This is a genomic window from Streptomyces sp. NPDC014734 (genome assembly GCF_043083325.1).
GTDB lineage: Bacteria > Actinomycetota > Actinomycetes > Streptomycetales > Streptomycetaceae > Streptomyces.
In genome coordinates, this window is record NZ_JBIBYN010000015.1 from 13812 (window position 1) to 39668 (window position 25857).

The following is a 25857-nucleotide window of genomic DNA, read 5'->3' on the forward strand; positions in this document are numbered from 1 at the left end:
ATGGGCGTCACCGGCAACCCCACCAGCATCCACCAGGGCACCCGCACCAGGGGCGGCATCGGCGAGTCCACCCTGCGGCCCGACGGCATCCTGAAGGTCACCGGGGAGTTCGCCTACTCCTCCGACATGTGGCACGAGGACATGCTCTGGGGCCACACCCTGCGCTCCACCGTCGCGCACGCCGAGATCCTCTCCATCGACACCGCGCAGGCCCTCGCCACCCCCGGCGTCCACGCCGTGCTCACCTACGACGACCTGCCCACCTCGGTGAAGCACTACGGCCTGGAGATCCAGGACACCCCCGTCCTCGCCCACGGCAAGGTCCGCCACCACGGCGAACCCGTGGCGCTGGTCGCCGCCGACCACCCGGAGACGGCTCGCCGCGCCGCCGCGAAGATCGTGATCGACTACCGCGAACTGCCCGTCGTCACCGACGAGACGTCCGCGCTCGCCCCCGGCGCACCCCTCGTCCACGAGGGCCGCACCGACCACCACGCGGGGCATGTCCCGCACCCCAACATCGTCCACCGCCAGCCCGTCGTCCGCGGCGACGCGGACGCGGCGGCGGCCCGCGCCGACGTGGTGGTCAGCGGGGAGTACGTCTTCGGCATGCAGGACCAGGCGTTCCTCGGACCCGAGTCCGGGCTCGCCGTGCCCGCCGAGGACGGCGGCGTCGACCTGTACGTCGCCACCCAGTGGCTCCATTCCGACCTGCGGCAGATCGCCCCCGTCCTCGGCCTGCCCGAGGACAAGATCCGGATGACGCTCTCCGGCGTCGGCGGCGCCTTCGGCGGACGCGAGGACCTGTCGATGCAGATCCACGGCTGCCTGCTCGCCCTGCGCACCGGCCGTCCCGTCAAGATCGTCTACAACCGGTTCGAGTCCTTCTTCGGACACGTCCACCGCCACCCCGCCACACTCTGGTACGAGCACGGCGCCACCCGCGACGGCAAACTGACCCACCTGAAGTGCCGCATCGTGCTCGACGGCGGGGCCTACGCCTCCGCGTCCCCGGCCGTCGTCGGCAACGCCTCCTCGCTCGGAGTCGGCCCGTACGTCGTCGACGACGTCGACATCGAGGCCGTCGCGCTCTACACCAACAACCCGCCGTGCGGGGCCATGCGCGGCTTCGGCGCCGTCCAGGCGTGCTTCGCCTACGAGGCCCAGATGGACAGGCTCGCCGCCGAACTCGGCATGGACCCGGTCGAGTTCAGGCAGCTCAACGCCATGGAACAGGGCTCCGTCCTGCCGACCGGGCAGGTCGTCGACTCACCCGCGCCGGTCGCCGAACTGCTGCGCCGGGTGAAGGCCAGACCGCTGCCGCCGGAACGCCAGTGGGAGACGGCGGGAGAACAGCCCGACGTACGGGCCCTGCCCGGCGGACTTTCCAACACCACCCACGGCGAGGGCGTCGTCCGCGGCATCGGCTACGCCGTCGGCCTCAAGAACGTCGGCTTCTCCGAGGGGTTCGACGACTACTCCACCGCCCGGGTGCGCATCGAGGTCATCGGCGGCGACCCCGTCGTGACCGTGCACACCGCCATGGCGGAGGTCGGCCAGGGCGGCGTCACCGTCCACGCCCAGATCGCCCGCACCGAACTGGGCGTCGCCCGGGTCACCATCCACCCCGCCGACACCCGCGTCGGCTCGGCCGGCTCCACGTCCGCCTCCCGGCAGACCTACGTCACCGGCGGAGCCGTGAAGCACTCCTGCGAGGCCGTCCGCGAGAAGGTCCTGGAGATGGGCCGCCGGAAGTTCGGCACCCACCACCCGGCCTGGGCCACCGCCGAACTGCTCCTGGAGGACGGCAAGGTCGTCACCGACGGGGGCGAGGTGCTGGCCGACCTCGCCGACGTGCTGGAGGACGAGGCGGTCGACCTCGAACTGGAGTGGCGCCACCGGCCCACCGAGGCGTTCGACCTGCGTACCGGACAGGGCAACGGCCACGTCCAGTACTCCTTCGCCGCGCACCGCGCGGTCGTCGAGGTCGACACCGAACTCGGCCTGGTCAAGGTCATCGAACTCGCCTGCGCGCAGGACGTCGGCAAGGCCCTCAACCCGCTGTCCGTCGAAGGACAGATCCAGGGCGGCACCACCCAGGGCCTGGGGGTCGCCGTCATGGAGGAGATCATCGTCGACCCGAGGACCGCGAAGGTGCGCAACCCGTCCTTCACGGACTACCTCATCCCCACCATCCTCGACACCCCGACCATCCCCGTCGACGTGCTCGAACTCGCCGACGACCACGCCCCGTACGGGCTGCGCGGCATCGGCGAGGCCCCCACCCTGTCGTCCACCCCGGCCGTCCTCGCGGCGATCCGGAACGCGACCGGCCTGGAGCTCAACAGGACTCCGGTACGACCCGAACACCTCACGGGCACCTGAGAAGCCTGTCGGGTGACCTTCGGCCGGAAGGCGGACGCGGCACGGTGCGTGCGGTTCCCCGGCGCCGGGACGGCCCAGTAGCGGAGCTGCTCGGCCGTGCCGGCAACGCCGGAGGCGTGCGTGCCAGGACGTGGCCGCCCGGTCGGAGGCCGCCCGACAGGCTCTGAGTCACCGCTCCGCCCCGTACCCTCCGGGCGGTGCGCGCCGGGAACGTCACACCTTCCGCCGCCCGCACCGCCCGGAGCGCCCCCGTGCCCGCCGCACCCGGCATCCGGCACGGCAGGCAGTACCGCAGCACCGGTGCCGGTCACGGCACCGGCACGTCCCACGCTGCACGAACAGTTCGCCTCGGGCCGTCCCCCGGGTCGTGCCGCCCACGCAGTGATCCCAAATCCCGTATGCCGGTCCGGCATCACGGGTGCCCCTGTGAACCTTGGGAGTCAGGCACCATGACCCAGCATTCAGTGGAACCCGGAACCGGAGCGCAGGACGCGGGCCGCGGCTCGCGCGTCCCCGCCGGAAGATCCTGGCTCGACCGCTACTTCCACATCTCCGAACGAGGCTCCACCGTCGCCCGCGAAGTGCGCGGCGGCATCACCACGTTCATGGCGATGTGCTACATCCTCCTGCTCAACCCGCTCCTGCTGTCCGGTCCGGACGTGGCCGAACACCAGCTCGGCCATGCCGAGCTGGTCACCGCGACCGCGCTCGCCGCCGCGGTCTCCACCCTGCTGATGGGCTTCATCGGCAAGGTGCCGCTCGCGCTCGCCGCCGGGCTGTCCGTCTCCGGCGTGCTCGCCACCCAGGTGGCCCCGCACATGACCTGGCCGCAGGCCATGGGCATGTGCGTGATGTACGGCGTGGTGATCGTGCTGCTGGTGGTCACCGGTTTGCGCGAGATCATCATGAACGCGATACCACTGGCCCTGAAACACGGCATCACCATCGGCATCGGCATGTTCATCGCGCTGATCGGCCTGGTCAACGCGGGCTTCGTGGGCAAGGGGGCCCCGGTCACCCTCGGCACGGACGGACAGCTCAGCGGCTGGCCGGTCCTGCTCTTCTGCGTCACGCTGCTGCTCATCTTCATGCTCCAGGCCCGCAACGTGCCCGGCGCGATCCTCATCGGGATCGTCGTCGGCACCGTCCTCGCCGTCGTCGTCAACGCGGTCGGCGACATCAGCCCGAAGGCATGGGGCGGCAGCGCACCCGAACTCCGGGGCAGCGCCGTCTCGATGCCGGACTTCGGACTGTTCGGGCACGTCGAGTTCGGCGGCTGGGGCGACATCGGCGTCATGACCGTCGGCATGATCGTCTTCACCCTGGTGCTCGCCGGTTTCTTCGACGCGATGGCCACCATCATCGGTGTCGGCACGGAGGCCGGGCTCGCCGACGACAGGGGCCGGATGCCGGGCCTGTCCAAGGCGCTGTTCGTCGACGGCGCGGGCGGGGCGATCGGCGGCGTGGCCGGGGCCTCCGGTCAGACCGTCTTCATCGAATCGGCCACCGGCGTCGGCGAGGGCGCCCGTACCGGTCTGTCCTCCGTCGTCACCGGTCTGCTCTTCGCCGCCGGACTGTTCTTCACCCCGCTCGCCCAGATCGTTCCGGGGCCGATCGCCGCAGCCGCGCTCGTCGTGATCGGCGCGATGATGATGCAGAACGCCCGGCACGTCGACTGGGGCGACAGGTCCGTCGCGGTGCCGGTCTTCCTGACCGTGGCACTGATGCCGTTCACGTACTCCATCACCGCAGGAGTCGGCGCCGGGGTGATCTCCTATGTCGCGATCAGGGCGGCGCGGGGCAGATTCCGGGAGGTCGGCGCGTTCATGTGGGTACTGACCGGAGTGTTCGTCGTGTACTTCGCGCTCAGCCCGATCGAGAGTTGGCTCGGCGCCAAGTAGGCCCGGCCGCACCGGAGCGGTCCGGGACCGGCACGGCGCCGGAACCCGGCCGTCCCGCACACCCGCCGTCCGCCCGCACATCCGACAGCCGCAGAAGGAGTGAGGCCCATGCTGGACATCGCCGAGGAGCTCAGCCGTTGGGTCGAGCAGGGACGCGACGTCGCCGTGGCCACCGTCGTGGCGGTCGGCGGCAGCGCGCCCCGCCAGCCCGGCGCCGCTCTCGCCGTCGACCGCGAGGGAACGGTGATCGGCTCCGTCTCCGGCGGGTGTGTGGAGGGCGCGGTCTACGAACTGTGCGAGCGGGCGCTGGACGACGGCGCGAGCGTGCGCGAACAGTTCGGCTACAGCGACGACGACGCCTTCGCGGTCGGCCTGACCTGCGGTGGCGTCATCGACATCCTGGTGACACCGGTCCGTGCGGACGATCCCGCGCGGCCGGTGTACGCCGCGGCCCTCGCCGCCGCCGCACGGGGGGAGGCGGCGGCGCTGGCCCGGATCACCGACGGGCCGGCGGAACTCCTCGGCCGGCCCCTGCTGGTACGGCCCGACGGCTCGTACGAGGGAGGTCTCGGCGGGCACCCGGAACTGGACGGCACGGCGTCGGCCGAGGCCCGCGCCCTGCTGGACACCGGCCGCACCGGGCCGGTCACCATCGGCGCCGAGGGCTCGCGCTGCGGACAACCGCTCACCCTGCTCGTCGAATCGAGCGTCCCGCCGCCCCGGATGATCGTCTTCGGGGCCATCGACTTCGCCGCCGCGCTGGTCCGCGCAGGCAAGTTCCTCGGCTACCACGTCACCCTCTGCGACGCCCGCCCCGTCTTCGCCACGGAGGCCCGTTTCCCGGAGGCCGACGAACTCGTCGTCGACTGGCCGCACCGCTATCTCGCGACGACCTCCGTCGACGCGCGCACCGTCCTGTGCGTGCTCACCCATGACCCGAAGTTCGATGTCCCGTTGCTCGAACTGGCGCTGCGGCTGCCGGTGGCGTACGTCGGGGCGATGGGCTCGCGCCGCACCCACCTGGAGCGCAACGACCGGCTGCGCGACGCCGGGCTCACGGAGCGGGAACTGGCCGGGCTGCACTCGCCGATCGGCCTCGACCTCGGCGCCCGCACCCCCGAGGAGACCGCGCTGTCGATCGCCGCAGAGATCGTCGCCGACCTGCGCGGCGGCAGCGGCGTCCCGCTCAAGGGGGCGCACACCCCGATCCACCACGAGGCGGGACCGCCGGCGGAGCGGGTGATCACCTCCGTGGCCTGATCGGCCTTCGGGCGGCCTTCGCGCGGAGGGCGGGTTGCCGCCACGGCGCATTCACGCCAGGGCCGTACCGGACCGTAGCCGCGCTTTTGGGTATTGGGTCTGGTGCATGACAATCACCCCCTTCTCCGCCTCCGGCCGTGCGGGCCGGGCGAGACCCGCTCACGCGGGTCGCCGGGCCCTGGTCATAGCGACTTCGGTCGCCCTGCTGGGCGGCGCGCTGCTCCCCGCGGCCGGTGCCGCCTCCGGCCCGTCCGACCGCCGGGCCCCCGCCGGCCACGAGGCCGCGGCCCCCGTCAAGGAGTACGACATCACCCTGCTCACGGGCGATGTCGTGCACTACACCGACGGCGTCGGCAAGCAGGACACCGTCACCGTGGACCGCCCCGACGGCGCGGTCGGCGGCGTCCACGTCCAGCAGGCCGGGGACGACCTCTACGTCCTGCCCGACGAGGCGCAGTCCCTGCTCGCGGCGGGGAAGCTGGACCGGAGGCTGTTCAACGTCTCCGCCCTCGTCCGGATGGGATACGACGACAAGCGCTCGGGCGGCATCCCACTGATCGCCACCTATCCGGGCGACCGGGCCCGTTCGCTGCCCGCCGTGCCGCGCGGTGCCAGGAAGACCCGCACCCTGGAGAGCATCCACGGCGCCGCGCTCAAGGCCGACAAGGGCACCGCCCGGACGTTCTGGAACGGCATCGCCCGCGCCCCCGAGGCCCGTTCGCTGGACGCCGGCCTCGGCAAGCTCTGGCTCGACGGCCGGGTGGAGGCCGCGCTCAAGGACTCCGTCCCGCAGGTCAACGCCCCGCAGGCGTGGGCCGAGGGCTACGACGGCAAGGGCGCCAAGGTCGCCGTCCTGGACACCGGCATCGACGCCGACCATCCGGACGTCAAGGACCGCGTCCTCGAATCGAAGAGCTTCGTGCCCGGCGAGGAGGTCGACGACAAGAACGGCCACGGCACCCACGTCGCCTCCACGATCGCGGGATCCGGCGCCGCCTCGCAGGGCACCAACAAGGGTGTCGCGCCGGGCGCGGACCTGATCGTCGGCAAGGTGCTCGGCGACGAGGGCTCCGGCGCCGACTCCGGCATCATCGAGGCGATGGAGTGGGCGAGGGCCGAGGGCGCCGACGTCGTCTCCATGAGCCTCGGCTCCCCCGTCCCGGACGACGGCTCCGACCCGATGTCGCAGGCCGTCGACGCCCTGTCCGCCGACGGCGGCCCGCTGTTCGTGATCGCCGCGGGCAACGCCTACGGCGCGGGCACCATCGGCTCGCCCGGCTCGGCGGAGAAGGCACTCACGGTCGCCGCCGTCGACAAGCGGGACAACCGCGCCGACTTCTCCTCCATGGGCCCCCTCGTCCGCTCCTACGGACTGAAGCCCGACCTGTCCGCCCCGGGTGTGGACATCAACGCGGCGGCCTCCCAGTCGGTCCCGGGCATCGAGGGCATGTACCAGTCGATGTCCGGCACCTCGATGGCGACGCCGCACGTCGCGGGCGCGGCGGCCATCCTCAAGCAGCGCCACCCCGACTGGTCCGGGCAGCGGATCAAGGACGCGCTGATGAGCTCGTCCAAGAGACTGCCGGACTACACCCCGTACCAGCAGGGCACCGGCCGGCTCGACGTGAAGGCCGCGATCGACACCACCGTCGAGGCCACCGGATCCGTCCCGGTCGCCTCCTACGACTGGCCGCACTCCGCGTCCGACCCGGTCGCCGAACGGACCCTCACCTACCGCAACACCGGCACGAAGGACATCGCGCTCGACCTGGCGACCGACACCGACGCCGACGCCTACCGCCTGTCCACGAAGCGGCTGACCGTCCCGGCCGGATCCACCGCCGAGGCCGTCCTCTCGCTGGACCCGTCGAAGGTCGCGAGCGGCAGCCAGTTCTCGGGCCAGGTCCTCGCCACGGACGCGGCGGGCACCGTCGTCGCGCACACCGGCTTCGCCCTGAACAAGGAACGCGAACTGTACGACCTGACGCTCAGGCTCAAGGACCGTGCGGGCAAGCCGATGGACGGCACGGTCGTCCTCGGCGCGCTCGGCGACCCGGAGCCGATGCCGGTCCAGGTCTCCGGCGAGACCACGCTGAGGCTCCCGCCGGGCAACTACACCGCCTGGACGGCCGCCGAGGTCACCGGTGACCGCGCCGACTCGAAGGCGCTGGCCTTCCTCGCCGCTCCCGAGATCATTCTCGGCAAGGCCGCCACGGTCACCCTCGACGCCTCCAGGGCCCGCAAGGTCGCCGTGCGGACGCCGAAGGAGACCGAGACCCGGCAACTGCGCTACGACATGGCGCGCACCGCGCCGGACGGCACCGTCCAGCGCGACGCCTACCAGATCCCGCTGATCTACGACCAGCTGTGGGCGAGCCCCACCAAGAAGGTCACCCAGGGCTCCTTCTCCTTCCTGACCCGCTGGCGTCAGGGCGAGAAGCTCCTCGCCCTGACGGCCGACGGCCGTGATGTGCCGGCCGCCGTCCAGGGCGGTTCGCCCGTCGCCGGGAGCAGCCGGAAGAAGCTCACCGGCGTCTTCGCGGGCAACGGCGCCGCGGCCGACTACAAGGGCCTGAACGTCCGGGGCAAGGCCGTCGTGATCCGCCGCAGCGACGCGGTCGCGCCCGAGGACCGGGCCGCGAACGCGGTGGCCGCGGGCGCCGACGCGCTGTTCGTCGTCAACGACGGCGACGGCGTCCTGCTGGAGGGCTACGCCCCGTACGGCACCGAGACCGCCATCCCGGTCGCCTCGGTCCAGCGCCTGGCGGGCGAGGAGCTCATCCGGACCGCCCGGCGCGGCAAGAAGCTGACGGTCGAGCAGCGCAAGTTCGCCCGTTACGTCTACGACCTGGTGGACCGCCACGACGGCACGATCCCGGACCGCTCGCTGGAGTTCGCCCCGAAGGCCCGCGCGCTGGCGAAGGTGGAGAACACCTTCTACGGCCACCGGGACGTCCTCGGCGGCGGATACCGCTACGACATCCCGGACTACGGCCCGGGCATCGGCTTCGAGGAGTACGAGAAGTTCCCCGGCACCCGCGACGAGTGGGTCACCCCGCTCCCGGGCGCCTCGTTCTGGTACGAGAACCACTCGGTCCTCGGCGCGGACGGCGGGGAGGCCGTGCTGGAGATGCGCAGCGGTGAGCTGGACTACACGGCGGGCCGCACCTACCGCACCGACTGGTTCGCACCGGTCGCCCGCCCGCGCCTGGGCACCGGCTACTGGGGTCCGTTCCGGTCCGTGTACGACGACGTCCAGTTCAACTTCACCCCGTGGACGGACGCGGGCGCGGGGAACTCCGGCGCCATGCCGCAGGGCGAGTACGACACCACCTCCACCGCCTTCTACCAGGGCGACACCCTGATCAAGAAGGTCGCGGGCCGGGCCGGATACGCCTGGGACCTCTCGCCGGAGAGGCTGCCGTACCGCTTCGTGCTCGACGCCACCCGGGACGGCGACGTGTGGAAGACCTCCACCCGTACCCACACCGAGTGGAACTTCGTCTCGGGCGCCATGGACGAGAACGGACCGTCCCAGGCGGACATCCCGCTGCTCCAGCTCGACTACCGGGTCGACACCGACCTCGCCGGTGACGTGAAGGCCGGCAGGCCGGCCGAGATCGGGCTCTCTGCCGGCACGCAGGAATGGCTGGACGGTGCGGTGAAGGCGAAGAAGGCGTCGCTGTCGGTCAGCTACGACGACGGGAAGACCTGGAGCGCCGTACCGCTGCGTCAGGACGGGGCCGGTTCCTGGACCGCCCGGTTCACCACTCCGAAGAGGGCGGGTTCGTCCGTGTCGCTGAAGGCGCACGCCGAGGCGGCCGGCGGGCTCGGCGTCGACCAGGAGATCATTCGGGCATTCGGCCTGAAGTGACCTGCTGAGGTGTGCCCTTGAGGTGGCCCCGTGCCCTCCGTCGGTAGGGGGCGGGGCCACCTCTCCGTCCTGCTCACCGCCGTTCCGCACTGTCTCCCGATGACCAAAATTTGTCTGCTTTGCCCGTATATGGTGGGCGATAAGGAGAGAAAGGGACTTATCGCGGTGCGGTGCGAGTTGCCACGGCGGCACCCGGAGGCTTATAAGAGGAACGTGGCCGAAGCGATTCCGGGAATTCCGGGGACTGCCGGCCGCGGAGGTTTCCCATGTTTCTCACTCCGTCCGACACGGAGAAATTGCTGCTGAGCGTCGCCGGAATGGTCGCCCGCGACCGCCGCGGGCGCGGCGTGCTGCTCAATTACCCGGAGGCCGTCGCGCTGCTTTCCTGCTGGGCGATGGAACGCGCCCGCGAGGGCGCCCTCGTCAGTGACCTGATGACTGAGGGCCGTACTGTCCTCACCCGCGCTGACGTGCTGGAAGGTGTCCCCGAGATGCTTCATGACGTCCAGGTCGAGGCGACCTTCCCGGACGGGCGCAAGCTCGTCACGATCACCTCGCCGATCCCGTGATCCCGGGTGAGATCCGGACCGGTTCCGGCGTACTGAAAATCAACGACACGCGTGCCCGGATTCAGGTGACGGTGGTGAATGAGGGCGACCGTCCCATTCAGATCGGATCGCATCTGCATTTTCCCGACGCGAATCCGGCACTTTCTTTCGAGAGGTCCCTGACCGAGGGATTCCGGCTCGATATTCCCTCCGGGACGTCCCTGCGCTTCGAGCCCGGGGTGGGCGCCGAGGTCTTCCTCGTCGAACTGGGCGGCCGTCGGGAGGTGCCCGGCATCGTGGTGCCCGGCACTCGGACCGCACGAATGGATGACATGTGACATGGCAGAAATAACCCGGGCGGCCTACGCGTCGCTCTACGGGCCCACCACCGGTGACCGGGTCCGCCTCGCCGACACCGACCTGTGGATCGAGGTCGAGGAGGACCGCTGCTTCGGCGGCGACGAGTCAGTCTTCGGCGGCGGCAAGTCCATCCGCGAATCCATGGGCCAGGCCACCACCTCGCGCGCCGACGGCGCCCTCGACCTCGTCATCACCAACGTCGTGGTCCTCGACCACTGGGGCATCGTCAAGACCGACGTCGGCGTACGGGACGGCCGCATCGTGGCCCTCGGACGATCCGGCAACCCCGACATCAGCGACGGCGTCCACCCCGACCTGGTGATCGGGCCCGGCACCGACGTGGTCTCCGGCGAGGGCCGGATCCTCACCGCCGGGGCCATCGACACCCACGTCCACTTCCTGATGCCGGAGACACTGCACGAGGCCCTCGCCACCGGCACCACCACCGTCATCGGCGGCGGCACCGGCGCCACCGAGGGATCCAAGGCCACCACCGTCACCCCCGGTGCCCGGCACCTCGCGATGATGCACCGCTCCCTGGACCGCGTCCCGCTCAACATCATGCTGTTCGGCAAGGGCTCCACCGTCGGCGAGGAGGCGCTGCGCGAGGCGGCGCTCGCCGGCGCCGGGGGCTACAAGGTCCACGAGGACTGGGGCGCCACCCCCGCCGCCATCGACGCCGCGCTGAAGGCGGCCGACGCCTACGGCCTCCAGGTCGCCCTGCACGCCGACAGCCTCAACGAGGTCGGCTACGTCGAGGGCACCCTCGACGCCATCGCCGGACGCGGCATCCACGTCTTCCACGCGGAGGGCGCGGGCGGCGGCCACGCACCCGACATCATCACGGTCGCCTCCCACCCCCACATCCTCCCGGCGTCGACCAACCCCACCCTCCCGCACACCGTCAACACCGTCGCCGAACACCTCGACATGCTGATGGTCTGCCACCACCTCAACCCGCGCGTCCCCGAGGACCTCGCCTTCGCCGAGTCCCGCATCCGCGCCACCACCATCGCCGCCGAGGACGTCCTGCACGACATCGGCGCCCTCTCCATCACCTCCTCCGACGCCCAGGCCATGGGCCGCATCGGCGAGGTGATCTGCCGCACCTGGCAGGTCGCCCACACCATGAAGCAGCGCTTCGGCGACCGCGGCGGCGAACTGCCCGCCGACAACGAACGCGCCCGCCGCTACGTCGCCAAGTACACGATCTGCCCCGCCGTCGCGCACGGCATCGACCACGTCGTCGGCTCCGTCGAACCCGGCAAGCTCGCCGACCTGGTGCTGTGGGACCCCGCCTTCTTCGGCATCCGTCCCGCCGCCGTGATCAAGGGCGGCATGGTGGTGTACGCACCCCTCGGCGACGCCAACGCCGCGATCCCCACCACCCAGCCCGTGCTGCTGCGTCCCACCGCCGCCGCGGGCGCCGCCCCGCACCTCTCCGTCAGCTTCGTCGCCCCGGCCGCCCTGGAGGACGGACTCGCCGAACGACTCGGACTGGAAAGGGAGTTGGTGGCGGTACGGCCCACCCGCCACCTCACCAAGGCGGATCTGCCGAACAACACGGCGCTGCCGGAGATCGACGTCGACCCGGAGACCTTCGCCATCCGGATCGACGGGGAACTCGTCGAACCCGCGCCCGCCACCGAACTGCCGCTGGCCCAGCGGTACGCCATGTTCTGATGGCCGGACTCGCACCTCTGCTGCTCGGCGACGGACGCCTCCCGGTCGGCGCGTACACCTACAGCGCCGGACTCGAACCGGCCGTCGCCGCGGGCCTCACCCGCGACCACGTCCCCGCCCTGCTGAGGGCCCGGCTGAGCACCGCCGCCGTCACCGAGGCCGCAGCCGCCGTGCTCGCCCTGCGGGCCGCCGGAGGGGACCCGGTGGACTACGGACCGGTGCAACGCGCCCTCGCCGCCCGGACCCCCGCCGCACCCCTGCGCGAGGCGTCGGCGACCCTCGGCCGCGGCGTGCACCGCCTCGCGCGACGGCTCGCCCCGGACCACCCGGCGGTCACGGCCCTGGCCGTGATGCGCCCGCGCCCGCTGCGGCCGGTCACGCTCGGCGCGCTCGGAGCCGTGATGCGGGTGTCCGAGGAGGACCTCGCCCGCGGTGTCGTCTACGACGAACTCCAGACCATCACCTCGGCGGCACTCAAACTGCTGCCCGGTGACCCCCTCGACACCGTCGCCTGGATCCTGGCCGCCGAGCCGGACGCCGCGGCCGCGGTGGACGAGGCCCTCGCCGTACGGAGCCCGGACGAACTGCCCGCCCGTACACCCCCGCTCACCGAACAGTGGGCCCTCGAACACGCACGACGAGAACGGAGACTCTTCCTTGCCTGACCAGCGGCACACCCACCAGCACCCCCACCACGACCACGACCGGCGCTCCCCGTACCCGTCCGGTGCGCCGCGCGCCCTGAGGCTCGGGGTCGCCGGGCCCGTCGGCACCGGCAAGAGCTCGATCCTCGCCACCCTGTGCCGGGAACTCGCCGGTGAACTCGCCATGGCCGTCGTCACCAACGACATCTACACCGACGAGGACGCCCGCTTCCTCCGTTCGGCCGGTGTCCTGCCGACCGCACGCATCCGCGCGGTGGAGACCGGTGCCTGCCCGCACACCGCGATCCGTGACGACGTCAGCGCCAACCTCGACGCCGTCGAGGACCTGGAGGAGGAGTTCGGCCCGCTCGACCTGGTGCTCGTGGAGAGCGGCGGCGACAACCTCACCGCGACGTTCAGCCCCGCGCTCGCCGATGCCCAGCTGTTCTGCATCGACGTGGCGGGCGGCGGCGACGTCGCGCGCAAGGGCGGCCCCGGCATCACCGGCGCCGACCTCCTGATCGTCAACAAGACCGACCTGGCGCCCCACGTCGAGGTCGACGTGGAGGCCATGGTCGCCGACGCCCGCGGCGCCCGGGGCGGCCTGCCGGTCCTCGCGCTCTCCAAGCACGACCCGGCGTCGATCGCCGAACTCGCCGACTGGGTACGGTCCGTGCTGGCCCGTCACCGTGCCGGCACCCTCGTGCCCACCGACCCGGGACCGATGGCACCGCACAGCCACAGCCACGACTCGTGACCGGCGTCACGACGACCGCGACCGAACCGGCCGACCCCACGGTCGTCGCCGTGGAACGGGATCCCACGGGCCGTCACCTCGTCCGTGACCTGAGCCCCGGAGCCTTCCTCGCGCCCCGCCCACTGGTGCCCGCCCCCGACCGGGTGCGGATCGCCCTGGTCGGGACCCGGGCCGGGCTCCTCGCGGGCGACGAACTGCGGCTGCGGGTCTCGGTCGGGCCGGGGGCGCGCCTGGAACTCGTCGAACCGTCAGGCCTCGTCGCCTACCACCACCGCGGCGGCGCGTCGACGTGGCGGGCCCGGGTCGACATCGCCGAGGGCGGTGAACTGCACTGGGACGGGAAGCCGTTCGTGGTCTGCGACGGTGCCCGGGTGGTCCGTTCCATGGACGTGGTCCTGGCGGCGGGTGCGCGCATGCTGTGGCGGGACACCCTGGTCCTGGGGCGCTCGGGCGAGCGCGGCGGCAGCGTGCGGGCCACCACCCGGGTCACGTACGACGGGCGCGAGCTGCTGGTCGAGGACCTGGACCTGACGGACCCGGAGGTCCGTGAGCTCCCCGGCGTCCTGGGGCCCCACCGGATCATCGGCGCTGTCACCTCGCTCGGCTCCGCCCCCGCGGGCCCGTCACATCCGTACCGCACCGAACTGGCCGGACCGGGAGCCCAGGTCCGGCTGCTGGACACCGTGGCTCCGGCGGTCGAGGCGGAACTCACGGCCGTCTGGGACGACTGGGCGGCGGCCTGAGGGCCTGCCGGCCCGGTCCGGGCCCGTGGCCCGCGCGTTCCGTCCCCGCCCCGGGCGGCGATTTGGTCCGGGGACACGGGAAGCGCGGGACGCCCGGCGGCCGACCGGCCCCGGGTGCCCCGCACGGTGTGCTGCCGGAGCCCGGGAGGAAGACCGGGCCCCGACAGCACACCGCGGGACAGCCCTTAGCGCCGTGACCGCTCGACCGCACCGCGCGCCACCACGGCCGCGCACAGCAGCGCCGGCACCGCCGCGAGCGCGAAGCAGACGGCGGGTGACAACCGGTCCACCAGCAGTCCCACCACCGCGGTGCCGACGGACGTACCCGCGTTGACGGCCGTGTTGACCCACGCACCGGCCTGCGTGCGCACGGCGGGGTCCACCGACTCGTCGGCGACGAGATACGCCGTGGTCAGCGCCGGGGCGACGAAGACCCCCGCGACCGCGACCACCGCGACCAGCGCGTACACCCCGGGCGACAGCCCCGCCAGGACCATCGCCGCCCCCAGCCCGACGGCCGGGACCGGCAGCCGCGAGCGGTTCGACCCGCGCCAGCGGACGGCACCGTACGCCAGCCCGCCGACCGCGCTGCCCGCGGAGAGCGCGGCCAGCACCCAGGCCACCGCACCGCCCCGCCCGTGCTGCTCGGTGAACGCCACCACCAGCAGATCCAGCGCCCCCAGGCACAGCCCGACGGCCGCGGCAACCAGCGCGGCGTGCCGCAGCCCCGCCACCCCCAGCAGCCGCCATCCGGTGGTCTTCCCCGACGACGAGGACCGGGCGGGCGTGCCGATGGCCCGCAGCGCGGGGGAGGACACCAGGGCGAGGACGCCCACCAGCACGAGCCCGGCGCCGACCGCCACACCCGCCGCCGGAACGGTGTACCGGATCAACACCCCGACCAGCAACGGGCCGGTGACGAACATGAGTTCCTCGGCGACGCCGTCCAGACTGTAGGCGCGCCGCAACAGCTCCCGGTCCGGGAGCAGTTCGCTCCACAGGGTCCGCATCACCGGCCCCAGCGGCGGAGTGCAGGCGCCCGCCGCCACGGCGAGTGCCCCCAGCAGCGACGAAGAGGCCCCCGGCCCCCAGGTGGCGTACGTGAGGGCGGTGAGCAGTGCCGCGTACGCGGCCGCCATCGGCGGCAGCGCCCGGCGCGGTCCGTACCGGTCGATCAGCGCGGCACGGGCGGGGGAGAGGAAGACACTGGTCGCCCCGAACAGGGCCATGACCGCGCCGGCCGCGGAGTAGGAGCCGGTGGTGTCCTTCACCGCCAGCATCAGGGCGAGCGGAGCCGTACCGTACGACAGCCGCCCCAGCAGGACGGCACCGAAGGCGCGGGCGGCCTGCGGGGTGCGCAGGACCGCGACGTAGGAAGGGGCGCGCGAAGGCGCCGGAGTGGGCGAAAGCATGAGGACGTTCCTCGTGAGGGCAGCGCGAAGTGCGGCGCTGCGGGCATGCGGGGACACCGGAGCGACGCACCCGGCTCGGCGGGGGTGCGTCCGTCACGGGGTCCTACACACAGGGGAGGAACATGCCTGGAAATCTAGCAGGGCCCCGAACCGGCATCGACCCGGGGGACGTGCCCGGTCCGCCGGAGGCCGCGGCCGGGCCTCCGATAGGGTCTGCGCCCATGTCGTCCTCCCCCGGTACGCCCGGCCCCCACGACCGCCCCGGGCCCGCGCACCGGCTCCTTCGGGCACTCGACCGTTTCAACGCGGCCCATCCCTGGGACCACAACGCCCACTTCCACCGGTGGATCCTGCGGCAGCTCCCCGCCCGCTGCGACCGGGCCCTGGACGTCGGGTCCGGCAGCGGGGACCTGGCCCGGCTCCTGGCCACCCGGGCGAGGGCGGTGGACGGCATCGACGCCGACCCGGAGATCGTGGCCCGGGCCCGTGAACTCACCGGCCCCGACGGCCCGGTGACATTCGCCGTCGCCGAGGCACCGGACGGGGCGCCGTACGGCCCGTACGACGCGATCACCTGCGTCGCCGTCCTCCACCACCTGCCGCTCACCGACGCGCTCACCGCCTTCCGGGAGCGGCTGGCACCCGGCGGGACCCTCGTGGTGGTGGGCCTCGCCCGGGAGTCGACCCGGGTGGACTTCCTGCTGGCCCTCGTCTCCGTACCGCTGAACGCGGCAACGGGCTGGATCAGGAACAAGGGGCGCCCCTCGCCCCGCCCGGCTTCGATGACGGCCCGCACCCGCCCGGCCTCGACGACGTTCCCGGAGACCGTCCGCGAGGCGCGCCGGGTGCTGCCGGGGGCCCGTCTCCGGCGCCGGCTGTTCTGGCGATACACACTGGTGTGGCGCGACCGCCGCGATCCGCACCCGGCGGGCTGAGCGGAACCGCCGGGAACCGGCGGCCGACTGCTCCGTCGGACTGAACTCCACCTGCCGCGACCGCGCGTCCCCGCCGTCCCGGCGGTGCCTTCGGGGGACGCGCGCCGTATAACTGCCGGACTGTCGCGAGAGCCGACGAACCGACGAAAGGGCCGGCGATGATGCTTGCAGCCGAGGACCGGATGGCCATCACCGAACTGATCGGCCTGCACGGGCACCTGCTCGACGACGGCGAACCCGGCCGTCTGGACGAGGTGTTCACCGCCGATGTCGTCTACGACGCCTCGGCCCTGGGCCATGGCGAGATGCGGGGGGTCGAGGCCGTGCGGGACGCGGCGGGGGCGATGGGCGGGCGCGGTCCGATCGGCCACCACGTCACCAACATCGTCCTCACCGGCCTGGACGACGGACGGGTGCTGGCCCGGTCCAAGGGGATCGGCGTGCGGGCCGACGGCAGTTGCGGCAGCGTGACCTACGACGACGTGGTCGTGCGCGGCGAACGGGGATGGCGCATCGCCCGCCGCGAGGCGGCCCCGCGGCGCGTGGCTCCCGGCACCGACGGCCGGGACGGCTGAACCGGTGCGCGAACGGCGCGGCCCGACGGCCCCCTCCGCGCACGGACGGGGGCCGTCGGGCCGTCCGGGTCAGACGTCCAGCATCCCCGAGGTGTCGATGACCTGACGGATCGCCCGGCCCGAGGCCAGCTCCTCCATCGCCGCGTTGATGCCGGTCAGCGGCAGGGTGCCGGTGTGCATCCGCTCCACCGGCATCAGACCGGCCCGCCACAGGTCCAGGAACCGGGGGATGTCGCGGCGCGGGACCGCGTCGCCCATGTACGAGCCCAGCAGGGACTTGCCCTCGCCCGCGAACGCCAGCGCCGGGACCTCCAGCACCCGGTCGGGTGCGGGCAGACCCACCGAGACGACCTTGCCGCCCCGGGCGACGGCCGTCAGGCATTCGGCCATCACCTTCGGGCTGCCCACCGCCTCGACCGCCACCTCGGCGCCGCCGGAGGTGAGCTCGCGGACCGCCCCGACCGCCTCGCCGGGGGCGAAGGCATGGGTCGCGCCCAGCCGCAGGGCCAGCTCCCGCTTCTCCGCGACCGGGTCGACGGCGACGACCGGGTACGCCCCGGCCGCGCGGGCGCCCAGCACCGCGGAGAGTCCCACCCCGCCCAGGCCGTAGACCACGGCCGACTGGCCGGGGCGCAGGGCCGCCGTGTTGATGACGGCCCCGGCACCGGTGAGGACCGCGCAGCCGAACATCGACGCCACCGCGAACGGGATGTCCTTCGGGATCGGCACCACCGACTCCTGGGCGAGCACCGCGTGCTCGGAGAACGCGGAGACGCCCAGCTGGTGGTGGACCGGCTCGCCGGAGGCGTCGGTCAGCAGCGACGGGCCGTGCAGCAGACCGCCCGAGCCGTTCGCCGCGGCGGCCTGCGCGCACAGCGCGGGCCTGCCTGCCGCGCAGTCGGCGCAGAAGCCGCAGCTCGGCACGAAGACCAGGGCCACGTGGTCACCGGGACGCACCCGGCCGACGCCCGGCCCGGTCTCCCGCACGACCCCGACGGCCTCGTGGCCCAGTGCCATCGGCAGCGGACGGACCCGGTCGCCGTTGACCACCGACAGGTCCGAGTGGCAGAGCGAGGCCGCCGCGATCCGGACCAGCACCTCGCCCTCGCGCGGTGCGCCGAGCTCCAGCTCCTCCACCTCGACCGGGCGGGTCGCGGAGTAGGGGCGGGCGGTCGACACTCCGCGCAGCACCACCGCACGGGTCCTCATGCCCGCGCCTCGGGACGCGGGGCGCAGCGCAGCACGTCACGGCTCTCCAGCAGCGGGACGACCTTGCCGAGCACGATCTCCTGGAAGTGGGGCGTGGCGCAGTGCGCGGTGAAGTCGGCCTCGCAGGTGTACTCCTCGTAGAGCACGATCGCCCGCGGGTCCTCGACGCCCTGGTGGACGCGGTAGGCGAGGTTGCCCGGCTCCTGGCGGGAGGCGGCGGCCATGGTGTCGAGCAGGGGGAGGACGGTGTTCTCCTCGCCCTCCCTGGTGCGGTAGCGGGCGACGACGACGTAGGACATGGGGACTTACTCCTGGGGTGGTGCGGCGGGCCTCTTGAGCGCGGCGGGCGGGACCGGCGGAAGCTGGTCGCGGCGCAGGCTCCAGAGGCGGGGGTCGGACGTGGCGGCGGCGACGGACCCGAGGGCCAGGGCCAGCGCCACGTCCGCGGGGGTCTCCACGAAGCCCGCGGCGACCGACGGGGACATCGCGCGCTGTGCCTGCGCGCTCATCCGGGCGACGATCGGGGCGGGCATGACTTCGACCAGGTCCGGCGCCCCGCGCGAGATCGCGTCCGTGGAGCGGCGCAGATTGGACCGGTCGGTGACGAACACCTTCATCATCGTCAGCAGGCCGAGCGGCCTGCCCTTCTCTATGAGGGAGAGCCGGGTGCTGACCACGCCGTGGGCGCCCATGTTCTTGATGAACTCCAGCGCGCCCCGGTCCTGGGCCAGACCGGGGCTGCTGTCCACGTTCACGAACACGGTCTTCCCCGCCCGGCCCAGCGCCGGCACGACCTGGGGCAGTTGCCCCACCGCGAGCGACGCGACGATGCACACCCTGGCCGGTGCGGTGAGGAACTGCCGCAGCGGCTGGGTGCCGACGACCGACGCGACCACCGGGACCTCGGCGAGCGCGGAGGCGAGCCGGGGGTCGAGCGGGGCGACGGACCGGGACGGGGAAGGGGTCATGGCAAGGGCCTGCCTGGGAAGGAGGGGTTCGTGGCGCCGAGGCCGGGTCAGCTCAGCGGGGACGTACCGAATCGGCTGGGAAGGCCCAGTTTGCCAGGGTTGAGGATGCCCGCCGGGTCCAGGGCCTTCTTCACCGCGACGAACGTCGCGAAGCCGGCCCCGAGGGCTTCCTCCAGGTAGGGGCCGCGCAGCAGACCGCAGCCGTGGTGGTGGCTGAGCGCCGCCGCGTGCTTGATGAGCACGGCGTTGGCGGCGTCCCACACCGCGCGGTACCAGTCGCGGCGCGCCTCGGGCGCCACGTTCCCGCGCAGCGAGAAGTAGACGCAGGCGCCGTCGGTGTAGGCGTGCGACTGGTGGGCCGAGGCGGCCAGGGTGCCGTCCACCGCCTGGATCGCGGCGACCACCTCGTTGTAGATCACCGGGAGGTCGGTCCAGGACGCAGCCATCTCCAGGGTGTCGGCGACGAAGCCCGGGCCGGGCTTGAAGCCGTCGGCGGACTTGCCGACCAGCATCCGCTCGTCCAGCCAGCGCTCGAAGACGGCCCGGCTGTCCAGCTCGGGGCCGTACTCCTCGCAGACCTCCCTGGCGACCGCGATCGAGGCGTCCACGATCGCCGGGTCGCCCTCGTCCGCGATCAGCAGGAGGTTGGTCTCCGGGTGGCCGAAGTGGGTGCCCGACTCCAGGGCGTCGTACAGGCGCAGGACGGCCGGGGTGGCGCCGCGCTGCATGATCCGGCGGCAGGCCTCCAGGCCCTGGGCGAAGGTCGCGAAGCCGTACGCGGCGGCGGAGGCGTACTCCGGCAGCGGGTGGACCCGCAGCCGGGCCGAGACGATGACGCCGAGGGTGCCCTCGGAGCCGACGAACAACTGGCGCAGGTCCGGGCCGACCGCGGCGCGGGCGTAGTCGCCGTAGGTGGCGCGGGTGCCGTCCGCGTGCACGACGTCAACGCCGACGACCATGTCCTCGATCTTGCCGTACCGGGTGGAGAGCTGGCCGGCGCCCCGGCAGGCGATCCAGCCGCCGACGGTGGAGACGGCGAACGCGGACGGCCAGTGGCCGGTGGTGACGCCGTACTCCTCCTGGAGCTGCTTCTCGAAGAGGTCGCCGAACATGCCGGCCTGGACGTCCACGAGGTTCGACTCGGCGTCGAAGCCGGTGATCTCGTTCAGTCCGCACACGTCCAGGACGACGCCGCCGAAGACGGGCAGCGCCGCGCCGGTGACGTTGGAGCGGCCGGCGGACGGGGTGACCGGGACACCGGCCTCGTGGCAGATCCGCAGCACGGCGGCGACCTGGTCGGCGTCGGCGGCCTCGACGACCACGGCGTCCGGGGTCGCGGGACGGCCCTCGGTCTCGCCGATCATCGAACCGGCCCACCAGTCGCGGGTCCGGGTGACGACCTCGTCGCGGGAGGTGTGGACCGCGTGAGCGACCTCGCGCAGCGCCTCCACCACGGACTCCGGGACCTCGACCGGGTCCACCTGGAGCGCGGCCTCGCCGTCGCCGATCGGGGTGTTCTGCGCCCACTTGGCGAAGCTGGGGGCGCCGACGGTGTAGTTGCCCCGGTTGAACGGGTGGGTGATGGTCTGACGGCTGATCATGCTGCTGCCCCTTCGAGGAGTACGGACTTTTCGTGACGGACGGCTGCGAGGTACTCGGCGACCGAGCGTTCGACCTGCGTCTGAGTGAGGTTCAGTTCCCGGCCGAGGATCGCGCCGACGGCCTCGGCCGCCTCCACGGACGCGTCCCGGGCGAACAGCCGGGCACGGGTGCGGCGGGAGAGGACGTCGTCGACCGAACGGGCGAGCTCGGCGCGGGCCGCGTACACGACCTCCGCCCCGGTGTAGGGGAGTCCCGCGACGACCGGAGCGGCGAGCGACGGGTCCTCCTGGATGAGGTCGCCGACGAACCGGGCCTCGGTGCCGAAGCGCTCGCCGAGGTGCGCGGCGATGCCGCCGGACGCGGCGACGGCCTCGGAGTCGTAACCGGCGCCGCCCAGCAGCGGGAGGTCGCCGGTACGGCTCTTCCCCTTGCGGCCGAGGACCGTCATCACCTTGTCGATGACGAGTTCGCCCATGTGCCGGCTGGTGGTGAGCTTGCCGCCGGTCACCGTCACCATGCCGGTGCGGCCGATGGTGATGTGGTGGTCGCGGCGCATGTCGAGGGTGGCGCCCTCCTTGCCGCCGACCAGCGGGCGCAGGCCGCCGATGGAGCCGACCACGTCGTCCGGGGTGAGCTTCCCCTCGAAGGCGGTGTTGGCGCCCTCCAGCAGGAAGTCCATCTCCTCGCGGGTGCAGTGCACGTCGTCCGGGGAGCCCTGGTAGTCCTCGTCGGTGGTGCCCAGCACGACGCTGTTGCCCCAGCGGGTGCAGGTCGCGCGGCGGGCCCGGCCGGGGATCGGCACGGTGACCGTGCAGTTGATCCGGACCTTGTCCCACGGCACCACGATGTGGACGCCCTTGGCGGGCCGCACCTGCGGCTTGTGGCCGTCGTCGGCCTTCGCGTCCAGCTCGTCGGTCCACACGCCGGTGGCGTTGACGACGGCGCGGGCGCGGATGTCGATGGTGTCGCCGTCCGCCGAGACCCGGGCGCCGGACACCTTGCCCATCTGCATCAGCAGGCCCTCGGCCTTCGCCCCGTTGAGAACCGTCGCGCCGAGCGCGGCGGCGGTACGGACGATGGTGAGGACGAGACGGGCGTCGTCGGTGCGGGCGTCGAAGTACATCAGCCCGCCCTTGAGGTTCTCGGCGCGCAGCGTCGGCGCCTGGGCGAGGACCTCGGGAACGGTGAGCCGCTGGTGCAGCTTGCCGATCCGCCAGCCGCCGACCAGGTCGTACGTCCACAGCAGGCCCTCGAAGCCCTTGGCGAGGCGGGCGTCGAAGACGCCCTCCTTCTCCAGGATCGGGAAGAGGAACGGCAGCCGGTGCACCAGGTGCGGGGCGTTCTTCCGGAAGCGGTGGCGTTCCAGGAGCGAGTGGCGGACCAGGTTGACGTTGCCCTGCTCGATGTAGCGCAGGCCGCCGTGGACCATCTTCGACGACTTCGACGAGGTGCCGGAGGCGAAGTCGTCCTTCTCGATCAGGGCCGCGCGCAGACCGCGCGAGGCGGCGTCGAGCACGGCGTACGCCCCGGTGATGCCACCACCGATGACGAGCACGTCGTACGTGTCGTCGGCCAGCCGGCGCTTGAGGGCCGCCCGGTCGAGCAGCAGGGGCGTCCGGCGGGTCGCCGCGGCGTTGCGCCGCGGTTTCCGGGCGGGCATGGTGATCACAACATCAACTCCTGGTGTTTCGGTTGGCGGCCGCGTCATCGTGTGCGGGCCGCCGGTGCGACGGCCGGGGCCGTCAGTGGGGGGTGTGAGGTTCGGGGGCGCCCTCCCGCAGGGGGAGCAGCGCGGGATCGTTCAGGTGGGCGATCAGCACGTCGCGCCAGGCGGCGCGCTGTCCGGTGCGTTCGGCGGCCGTGATCGACGGTTCGAAGACCTGGCCGTGCGGCTGCGCCTCGACGACCTCCTCCAGCGAGGACCACAGGCCCTGCGCGACCCCGGCCAGGTAGGCGGTACCGCGCAGGCTCGCGGTGGCGGAGTCGGAGACCCGTTCCAGCGGCAGGCCGGTCAGGTCGGCCTGGATCCGCATCAGCGGGTCGCTGCCGGAGACGCCGCCGCCGACCCGGAGCCGGGTGAACGGGGTGCCCATGGTGTCGGCGACGCCGTCGATCAGGTCGCACACCGAGTGCGCGATCCCGTCGAGCACGGCGCGGGCGAGGTCGGCGCGGGTGGTGGCGAGGGTGAGCCCGGTGAGGGAGGCGGTGGCCTCCGGGTGCCAGACCGGCGTACGGACCCCGGCGAGCGCCGGGACGAAACGCGGGGTGCGGCCCGGCCGGGTGGGGACCCGGCCCGCCTCCTCACCGAGCTCCTTCGGCGATGCGAACAGACCCAGGTCGTCGCAGAGCCAGCGCAGCGCCGAACCCGCGGTGGAGGTGTACGCCTCCAGGCTGTAGTGGCTGGTGTCGCCCTGCCGCCGGCCGGGCTGGGCGAGCACCCCGGAGATGTCCGGCCGGGGCAGGGCGGGCGTGGTGCCGGTCGCCGCGTCGACGAAGGCGCCGGTGCCGTACACGCACATGCCCTGCCCGGCGGCGAGACCGCCGAGCGCGACGAGCGCGGCGTGCTGGTCGCCCATGGAGGCGGCCAACGGGACGGCGATACCGAGGGCGGCCGGGTCGGTGGTGCCGAACCCGGCGTCGTCGGAACGGAGCTCGGGCAGCAGGTCGAGGGGGAAGCCGAGGTGGCCGATCCACTCCTCGTCCCAGGCGTGCCGCTCCAGCAGGTAGCCCCCGCTGGAGGCGGCGTTGGTCGGGGTGGTGGCGTGTACGGCGCCGCCGGTCAGGCGCCAGATCAGCCAGGTGTCGACGGTGCCGAAGAGGAGCCGTCCGGCCCGGTGCGCCGCGGCCACCTCCGGGTGCGCGGCGATCTGCCGGGCGGCCCAGAGGAACGGGGCGCGGGCGCCGACCGGCCGGCCCTGCCGGGACAGCAGGGCGGCGTCCCACTCCTCCTCGTACGCGGTGAGCTCGTGCGCGTACCGCCGGTCCTGCCACACCACCGCGGGCAGCAGCGGCCGCCCGGTGACCCGGTCCCACAGCATCGCCGTGGCCCGCTGTGTGGACAGCGCGACCGCGGTGATCTCGATGCCCTCCTCGCGGGCCCGGCCGACGGCCCGGCGCGCCACCTCGACGGTGGCGGTCCAGATCTCCATCGGGTCCTGCTCGACCGAGAGGTCGTCCGGATGGCTGACCTTGATCGAGCGGTAGAACACCTCGTGGGCGGCGCCCGAGTCGAGGACGACTCCGGCCCGGGTGCCCGTGGTGCCCTCGTCGATGGACAGCACACCGCGCCGTGGGGCGGCGCCGGGGAACGTCTGCGTCATTGCAGCCCTTTCAATGCGAGCCCTCGCGAGCGAGGCCGTACGGAGGGACGGGGGTGGGTGGGGTGCGGCAGGCCGGACGGCGGGTCAGCGCGCGGTCGCGGACGACGCGGACGGCGTGGCGGCGTCGTGGTCCTGCCCGGCGACCTCGTCGGGCGAGGCGGCCTTCGTCGGGTCCCACTTGATCACCAGACAGGTGAGGAGACCGAGCAGCGGCACGACGGAGAGCACCAGGAAGGTGTCGGCGAGTCCGAGCGAGTCCTTGATCTGCGGGAACACATACAGTCCGACGACACTGCCGAAGCTGCCGACCATCCCGGTGACACCGGTGCCGAGCGCGCGGACATCACTGCTGTAGGAGAGCGCGGCGATCGACTTGCCGTTGGCGCCGGGGCCCGCCGAGTGGCAGAGGATGAACAGCACCGGCAGCAGGAACGCCACCGCGGTGGGAACCTTCTCGAAGGTGAGTCCCATCGCCACCAGGGCGACGAAGACCCCGGCGAAACCGGCCGCGGAGCTGAGCCGCAGTCCGAGGCGGCGGCCGAAGTACGCGGACAGCAGCCCGCCGGCGATACCGAAGGCGTTGAACACCATCGAGCCGATGGTGGCCTTCTCGAAGCTCTCGCCGAAGATCGTCAGGCTGATCAGCGGCAGGTACCAGCCGACCGCGAAGTACTGCATCGACTGTCCGAGCGAGATCACCGAGGAGAGGATGGTGCGCGGCAGGTACTCGCCCTTGAACAGGAGCCCGGCCTGGCGGAACCCGATGGCGGGAGCCTCGGTGGCGGCGCGGGTCGCCTCGTCGGGCCTGCCGGCGACGGCCTTGATCCCGTAGATCCGGTCCAGGTTGGCCACCGACTCGTCGAGCCGTCCCTTGCTGGCCAGCCAGGTGGGGCTCTCCTTGAGCATCAGCGCCTGGCCGATCAGCAGCGCGACGGCGACGACCGAGGCCGAGCCGACCGACCAGCGCCAGATGTCGGCGCCGACGTCCAGGTTGAAGAAGACCAGGGCCAGCGCGAGGTTGCTGGTGGTGGCGACGTACCAGACCGCCTGCCACAGGTTCAGCCGGCCGCCCAGCTTCGCGGGCGTGTACTCGGCGAGCAGCGCCATGGCGACCGCGAAGTCGATGCCGTACGCGACGCCCACCAGGACCCGGCCGAGCCAGACGACGGTGAAGTCACCGGCGAACGCGGCGAGCAGGGCGCCCGCGATCGCGAACACCTTGGCGATGAGCAGCGGGGGAACACGGCCGATGCGGGTGGCGAGCCAGCCGCCGACGGGGTTGAAGATGATCGCCAGGGCCGGAGCGGTGGCCGTGAGGATCGAGACCTGGGTGCTGGTGAGCTCCATCTGGGTCGTCATCGGCCCCAGACCGGCGCTCAGCGCCGCGTTCGAGTAGGCGTCGAGGAACAGCCCGCCGAACACGAGGAACCAGATGATCCGAGCCCGGCCGGTGATCTTTCCCAGCCCATCGATGAGCGCAACGACGTCGCCGACGCCTTTGACGCTCGGACGTTGTGCCATGAATCCGCCTTCGAGGAAGACCCATCGGTGGCACGGGGAGCACGAAAAAACAGGCATGACGAAACCACCGACAGGTGGTCTGTGTCTATGCCTGCCAAAACACTGCGGAAAGCGCCGCAGCACGTGAATTGCCGGAACTGCCAACTACGCAGTTCAGTGA

At 72.6% G+C, this 25857-nt stretch carries 20 protein-coding genes; 12 read left to right on the top strand and 8 right to left on the bottom strand.

Annotated elements, in window-relative coordinates:
- The 10 genes from pucD (at window position 1) to ACF1CT_RS22915 (ending at window position 14155) form a co-directional block, all read left to right on the top strand.
- Window positions 1-2385, top strand: a complete 2385-nt coding sequence (gene pucD / locus ACF1CT_RS22870) for a xanthine dehydrogenase subunit D (protein ID WP_391785764.1) — start codon at window positions 1-3, stop codon at window positions 2383-2385.
- 449 nt (window positions 2386-2834) lie between these two features.
- Window positions 2835-4286 (top strand): NCS2 family permease, encoded by a 1452-nt coding sequence (locus ACF1CT_RS22875; protein WP_391785765.1) that lies wholly within the window; start codon window positions 2835-2837, stop codon window positions 4284-4286.
- 108 nt (window positions 4287-4394) lie between these two features.
- The gene (locus ACF1CT_RS22880; RefSeq protein WP_391785766.1) at window positions 4395-5546 is read left to right on the top strand and encodes an XdhC family protein; all 1152 of its coding nucleotides are present in this window, start codon (window positions 4395-4397) and stop codon (window positions 5544-5546) included.
- A gap of 106 nt (window positions 5547-5652) precedes the next feature.
- Window positions 5653-9420, top strand: a complete 3768-nt coding sequence (locus tag ACF1CT_RS22885) for a S8 family serine peptidase (RefSeq protein WP_391785767.1) — start codon at window positions 5653-5655, stop codon at window positions 9418-9420.
- Window positions 9421-9686: 266 nt separating this feature from the next.
- The gene (locus tag ACF1CT_RS22890; protein ID WP_391785768.1) at window positions 9687-9989 is read left to right on the top strand and encodes an urease subunit gamma; all 303 of its coding nucleotides are present in this window, start codon (window positions 9687-9689) and stop codon (window positions 9987-9989) included.
- Window positions 9986-10306 (top strand): urease subunit beta, encoded by a 321-nt coding sequence (gene ureB / locus ACF1CT_RS22895; RefSeq protein WP_391785769.1) that lies wholly within the window; start codon window positions 9986-9988, stop codon window positions 10304-10306. The genes ACF1CT_RS22890 and ureB overlap by 4 nt, the downstream gene beginning before the upstream one ends.
- Before the next feature lies 1 nt (window position 10307).
- The gene (locus tag ACF1CT_RS22900) at window positions 10308-12011 is read left to right on the top strand and encodes an urease subunit alpha (protein ID WP_391785770.1); all 1704 of its coding nucleotides are present in this window, start codon (window positions 10308-10310) and stop codon (window positions 12009-12011) included.
- On the top strand, window positions 12011-12676 hold the full coding sequence (locus tag ACF1CT_RS22905; RefSeq protein ID WP_391785771.1) for an urease accessory protein UreF: 666 nt from the start codon (window positions 12011-12013) through the stop codon (window positions 12674-12676). The genes ACF1CT_RS22900 and ACF1CT_RS22905 overlap by 1 nt, the downstream gene beginning before the upstream one ends.
- Window positions 12669-13412: an urease accessory protein UreG gene (gene ureG, locus ACF1CT_RS22910; RefSeq protein WP_391785772.1), complete on the top strand. Its 744-nt coding sequence runs from the start codon at window positions 12669-12671 to the stop codon at window positions 13410-13412. The genes ACF1CT_RS22905 and ureG overlap by 8 nt, the downstream gene beginning before the upstream one ends.
- On the top strand, window positions 13409-14155 hold the full coding sequence (locus ACF1CT_RS22915; RefSeq protein WP_391785773.1) for an urease accessory protein UreD: 747 nt from the start codon (window positions 13409-13411) through the stop codon (window positions 14153-14155). The genes ureG and ACF1CT_RS22915 overlap by 4 nt, the downstream gene beginning before the upstream one ends.
- Before the next feature lie 185 nt (window positions 14156-14340).
- Here ACF1CT_RS22915 and ACF1CT_RS22920 read toward each other — a convergent pair whose 3' ends face one another.
- Window positions 14341-15567 carry an MFS transporter gene (locus tag ACF1CT_RS22920; RefSeq protein WP_391785774.1) on the bottom strand — a complete coding sequence of 409 codons (1227 nt, stop codon included), beginning with the start codon at window positions 15565-15567 and terminating at the stop codon, window positions 14341-14343.
- Window positions 15568-15788: 221 nt separating this feature from the next.
- Here ACF1CT_RS22920 and ACF1CT_RS22925 point away from each other — a divergent pair, with 221 nt between their 5' ends.
- Window positions 15789-16502: a class I SAM-dependent methyltransferase gene (locus ACF1CT_RS22925; RefSeq protein ID WP_391785775.1), complete on the top strand. Its 714-nt coding sequence runs from the start codon at window positions 15789-15791 to the stop codon at window positions 16500-16502.
- Between the two features lie 158 nt (window positions 16503-16660).
- Window positions 16661-17077 carry a nuclear transport factor 2 family protein gene (locus ACF1CT_RS22930; RefSeq protein WP_391785776.1) on the top strand — a complete coding sequence of 139 codons (417 nt, stop codon included), beginning with the start codon at window positions 16661-16663 and terminating at the stop codon, window positions 17075-17077.
- A gap of 69 nt (window positions 17078-17146) precedes the next feature.
- Here ACF1CT_RS22930 and ACF1CT_RS22935 read toward each other — a convergent pair whose 3' ends face one another.
- The 7 genes from ACF1CT_RS22935 to ACF1CT_RS22965 all read right to left on the bottom strand — a co-directional run bounded on the left by ACF1CT_RS22935 (window position 17147) and on the right by ACF1CT_RS22965 (window position 25697).
- The gene (locus tag ACF1CT_RS22935; protein ID WP_391785777.1) at window positions 17147-18286 is read right to left on the bottom strand and encodes a zinc-binding dehydrogenase; all 1140 of its coding nucleotides are present in this window, start codon (window positions 18284-18286) and stop codon (window positions 17147-17149) included.
- Window positions 18283-18585 (bottom strand): putative quinol monooxygenase, encoded by a 303-nt coding sequence (locus tag ACF1CT_RS22940; RefSeq protein ID WP_391785778.1) that lies wholly within the window; start codon window positions 18583-18585, stop codon window positions 18283-18285. Before ACF1CT_RS22940 ends, ACF1CT_RS22935 begins: the two co-directional genes overlap by 4 nt.
- A 6-nt stretch (window positions 18586-18591) precedes the next feature.
- Window positions 18592-19254, bottom strand: a complete 663-nt coding sequence (locus ACF1CT_RS22945) for a glycerol-3-phosphate responsive antiterminator (RefSeq protein WP_391785779.1) — start codon at window positions 19252-19254, stop codon at window positions 18592-18594.
- Between the two features lie 47 nt (window positions 19255-19301).
- Complete coding sequence (locus ACF1CT_RS22950) at window positions 19302-20855, bottom strand: FAD-binding oxidoreductase (protein ID WP_391785780.1); 1554 nt, start codon at window positions 20853-20855, stop codon at window positions 19302-19304.
- Complete coding sequence (locus tag ACF1CT_RS22955) at window positions 20852-22525, bottom strand: FAD-dependent oxidoreductase (RefSeq protein ID WP_391785781.1); 1674 nt, start codon at window positions 22523-22525, stop codon at window positions 20852-20854. The genes ACF1CT_RS22950 and ACF1CT_RS22955 overlap by 4 nt, the downstream gene beginning before the upstream one ends.
- 73 nt (window positions 22526-22598) lie before the next feature.
- Complete coding sequence (locus ACF1CT_RS22960) at window positions 22599-24176, bottom strand: FGGY family carbohydrate kinase (RefSeq protein ID WP_391785782.1); 1578 nt, start codon at window positions 24174-24176, stop codon at window positions 22599-22601.
- Window positions 24177-24260: 84 nt separating this feature from the next.
- Entirely contained in the window at window positions 24261-25697 is a 1437-nt protein-coding gene (locus ACF1CT_RS22965) for an MFS transporter (protein WP_391785783.1), read from the bottom strand.
- Window positions 25698-25857 lie beyond the last annotated feature (160 nt).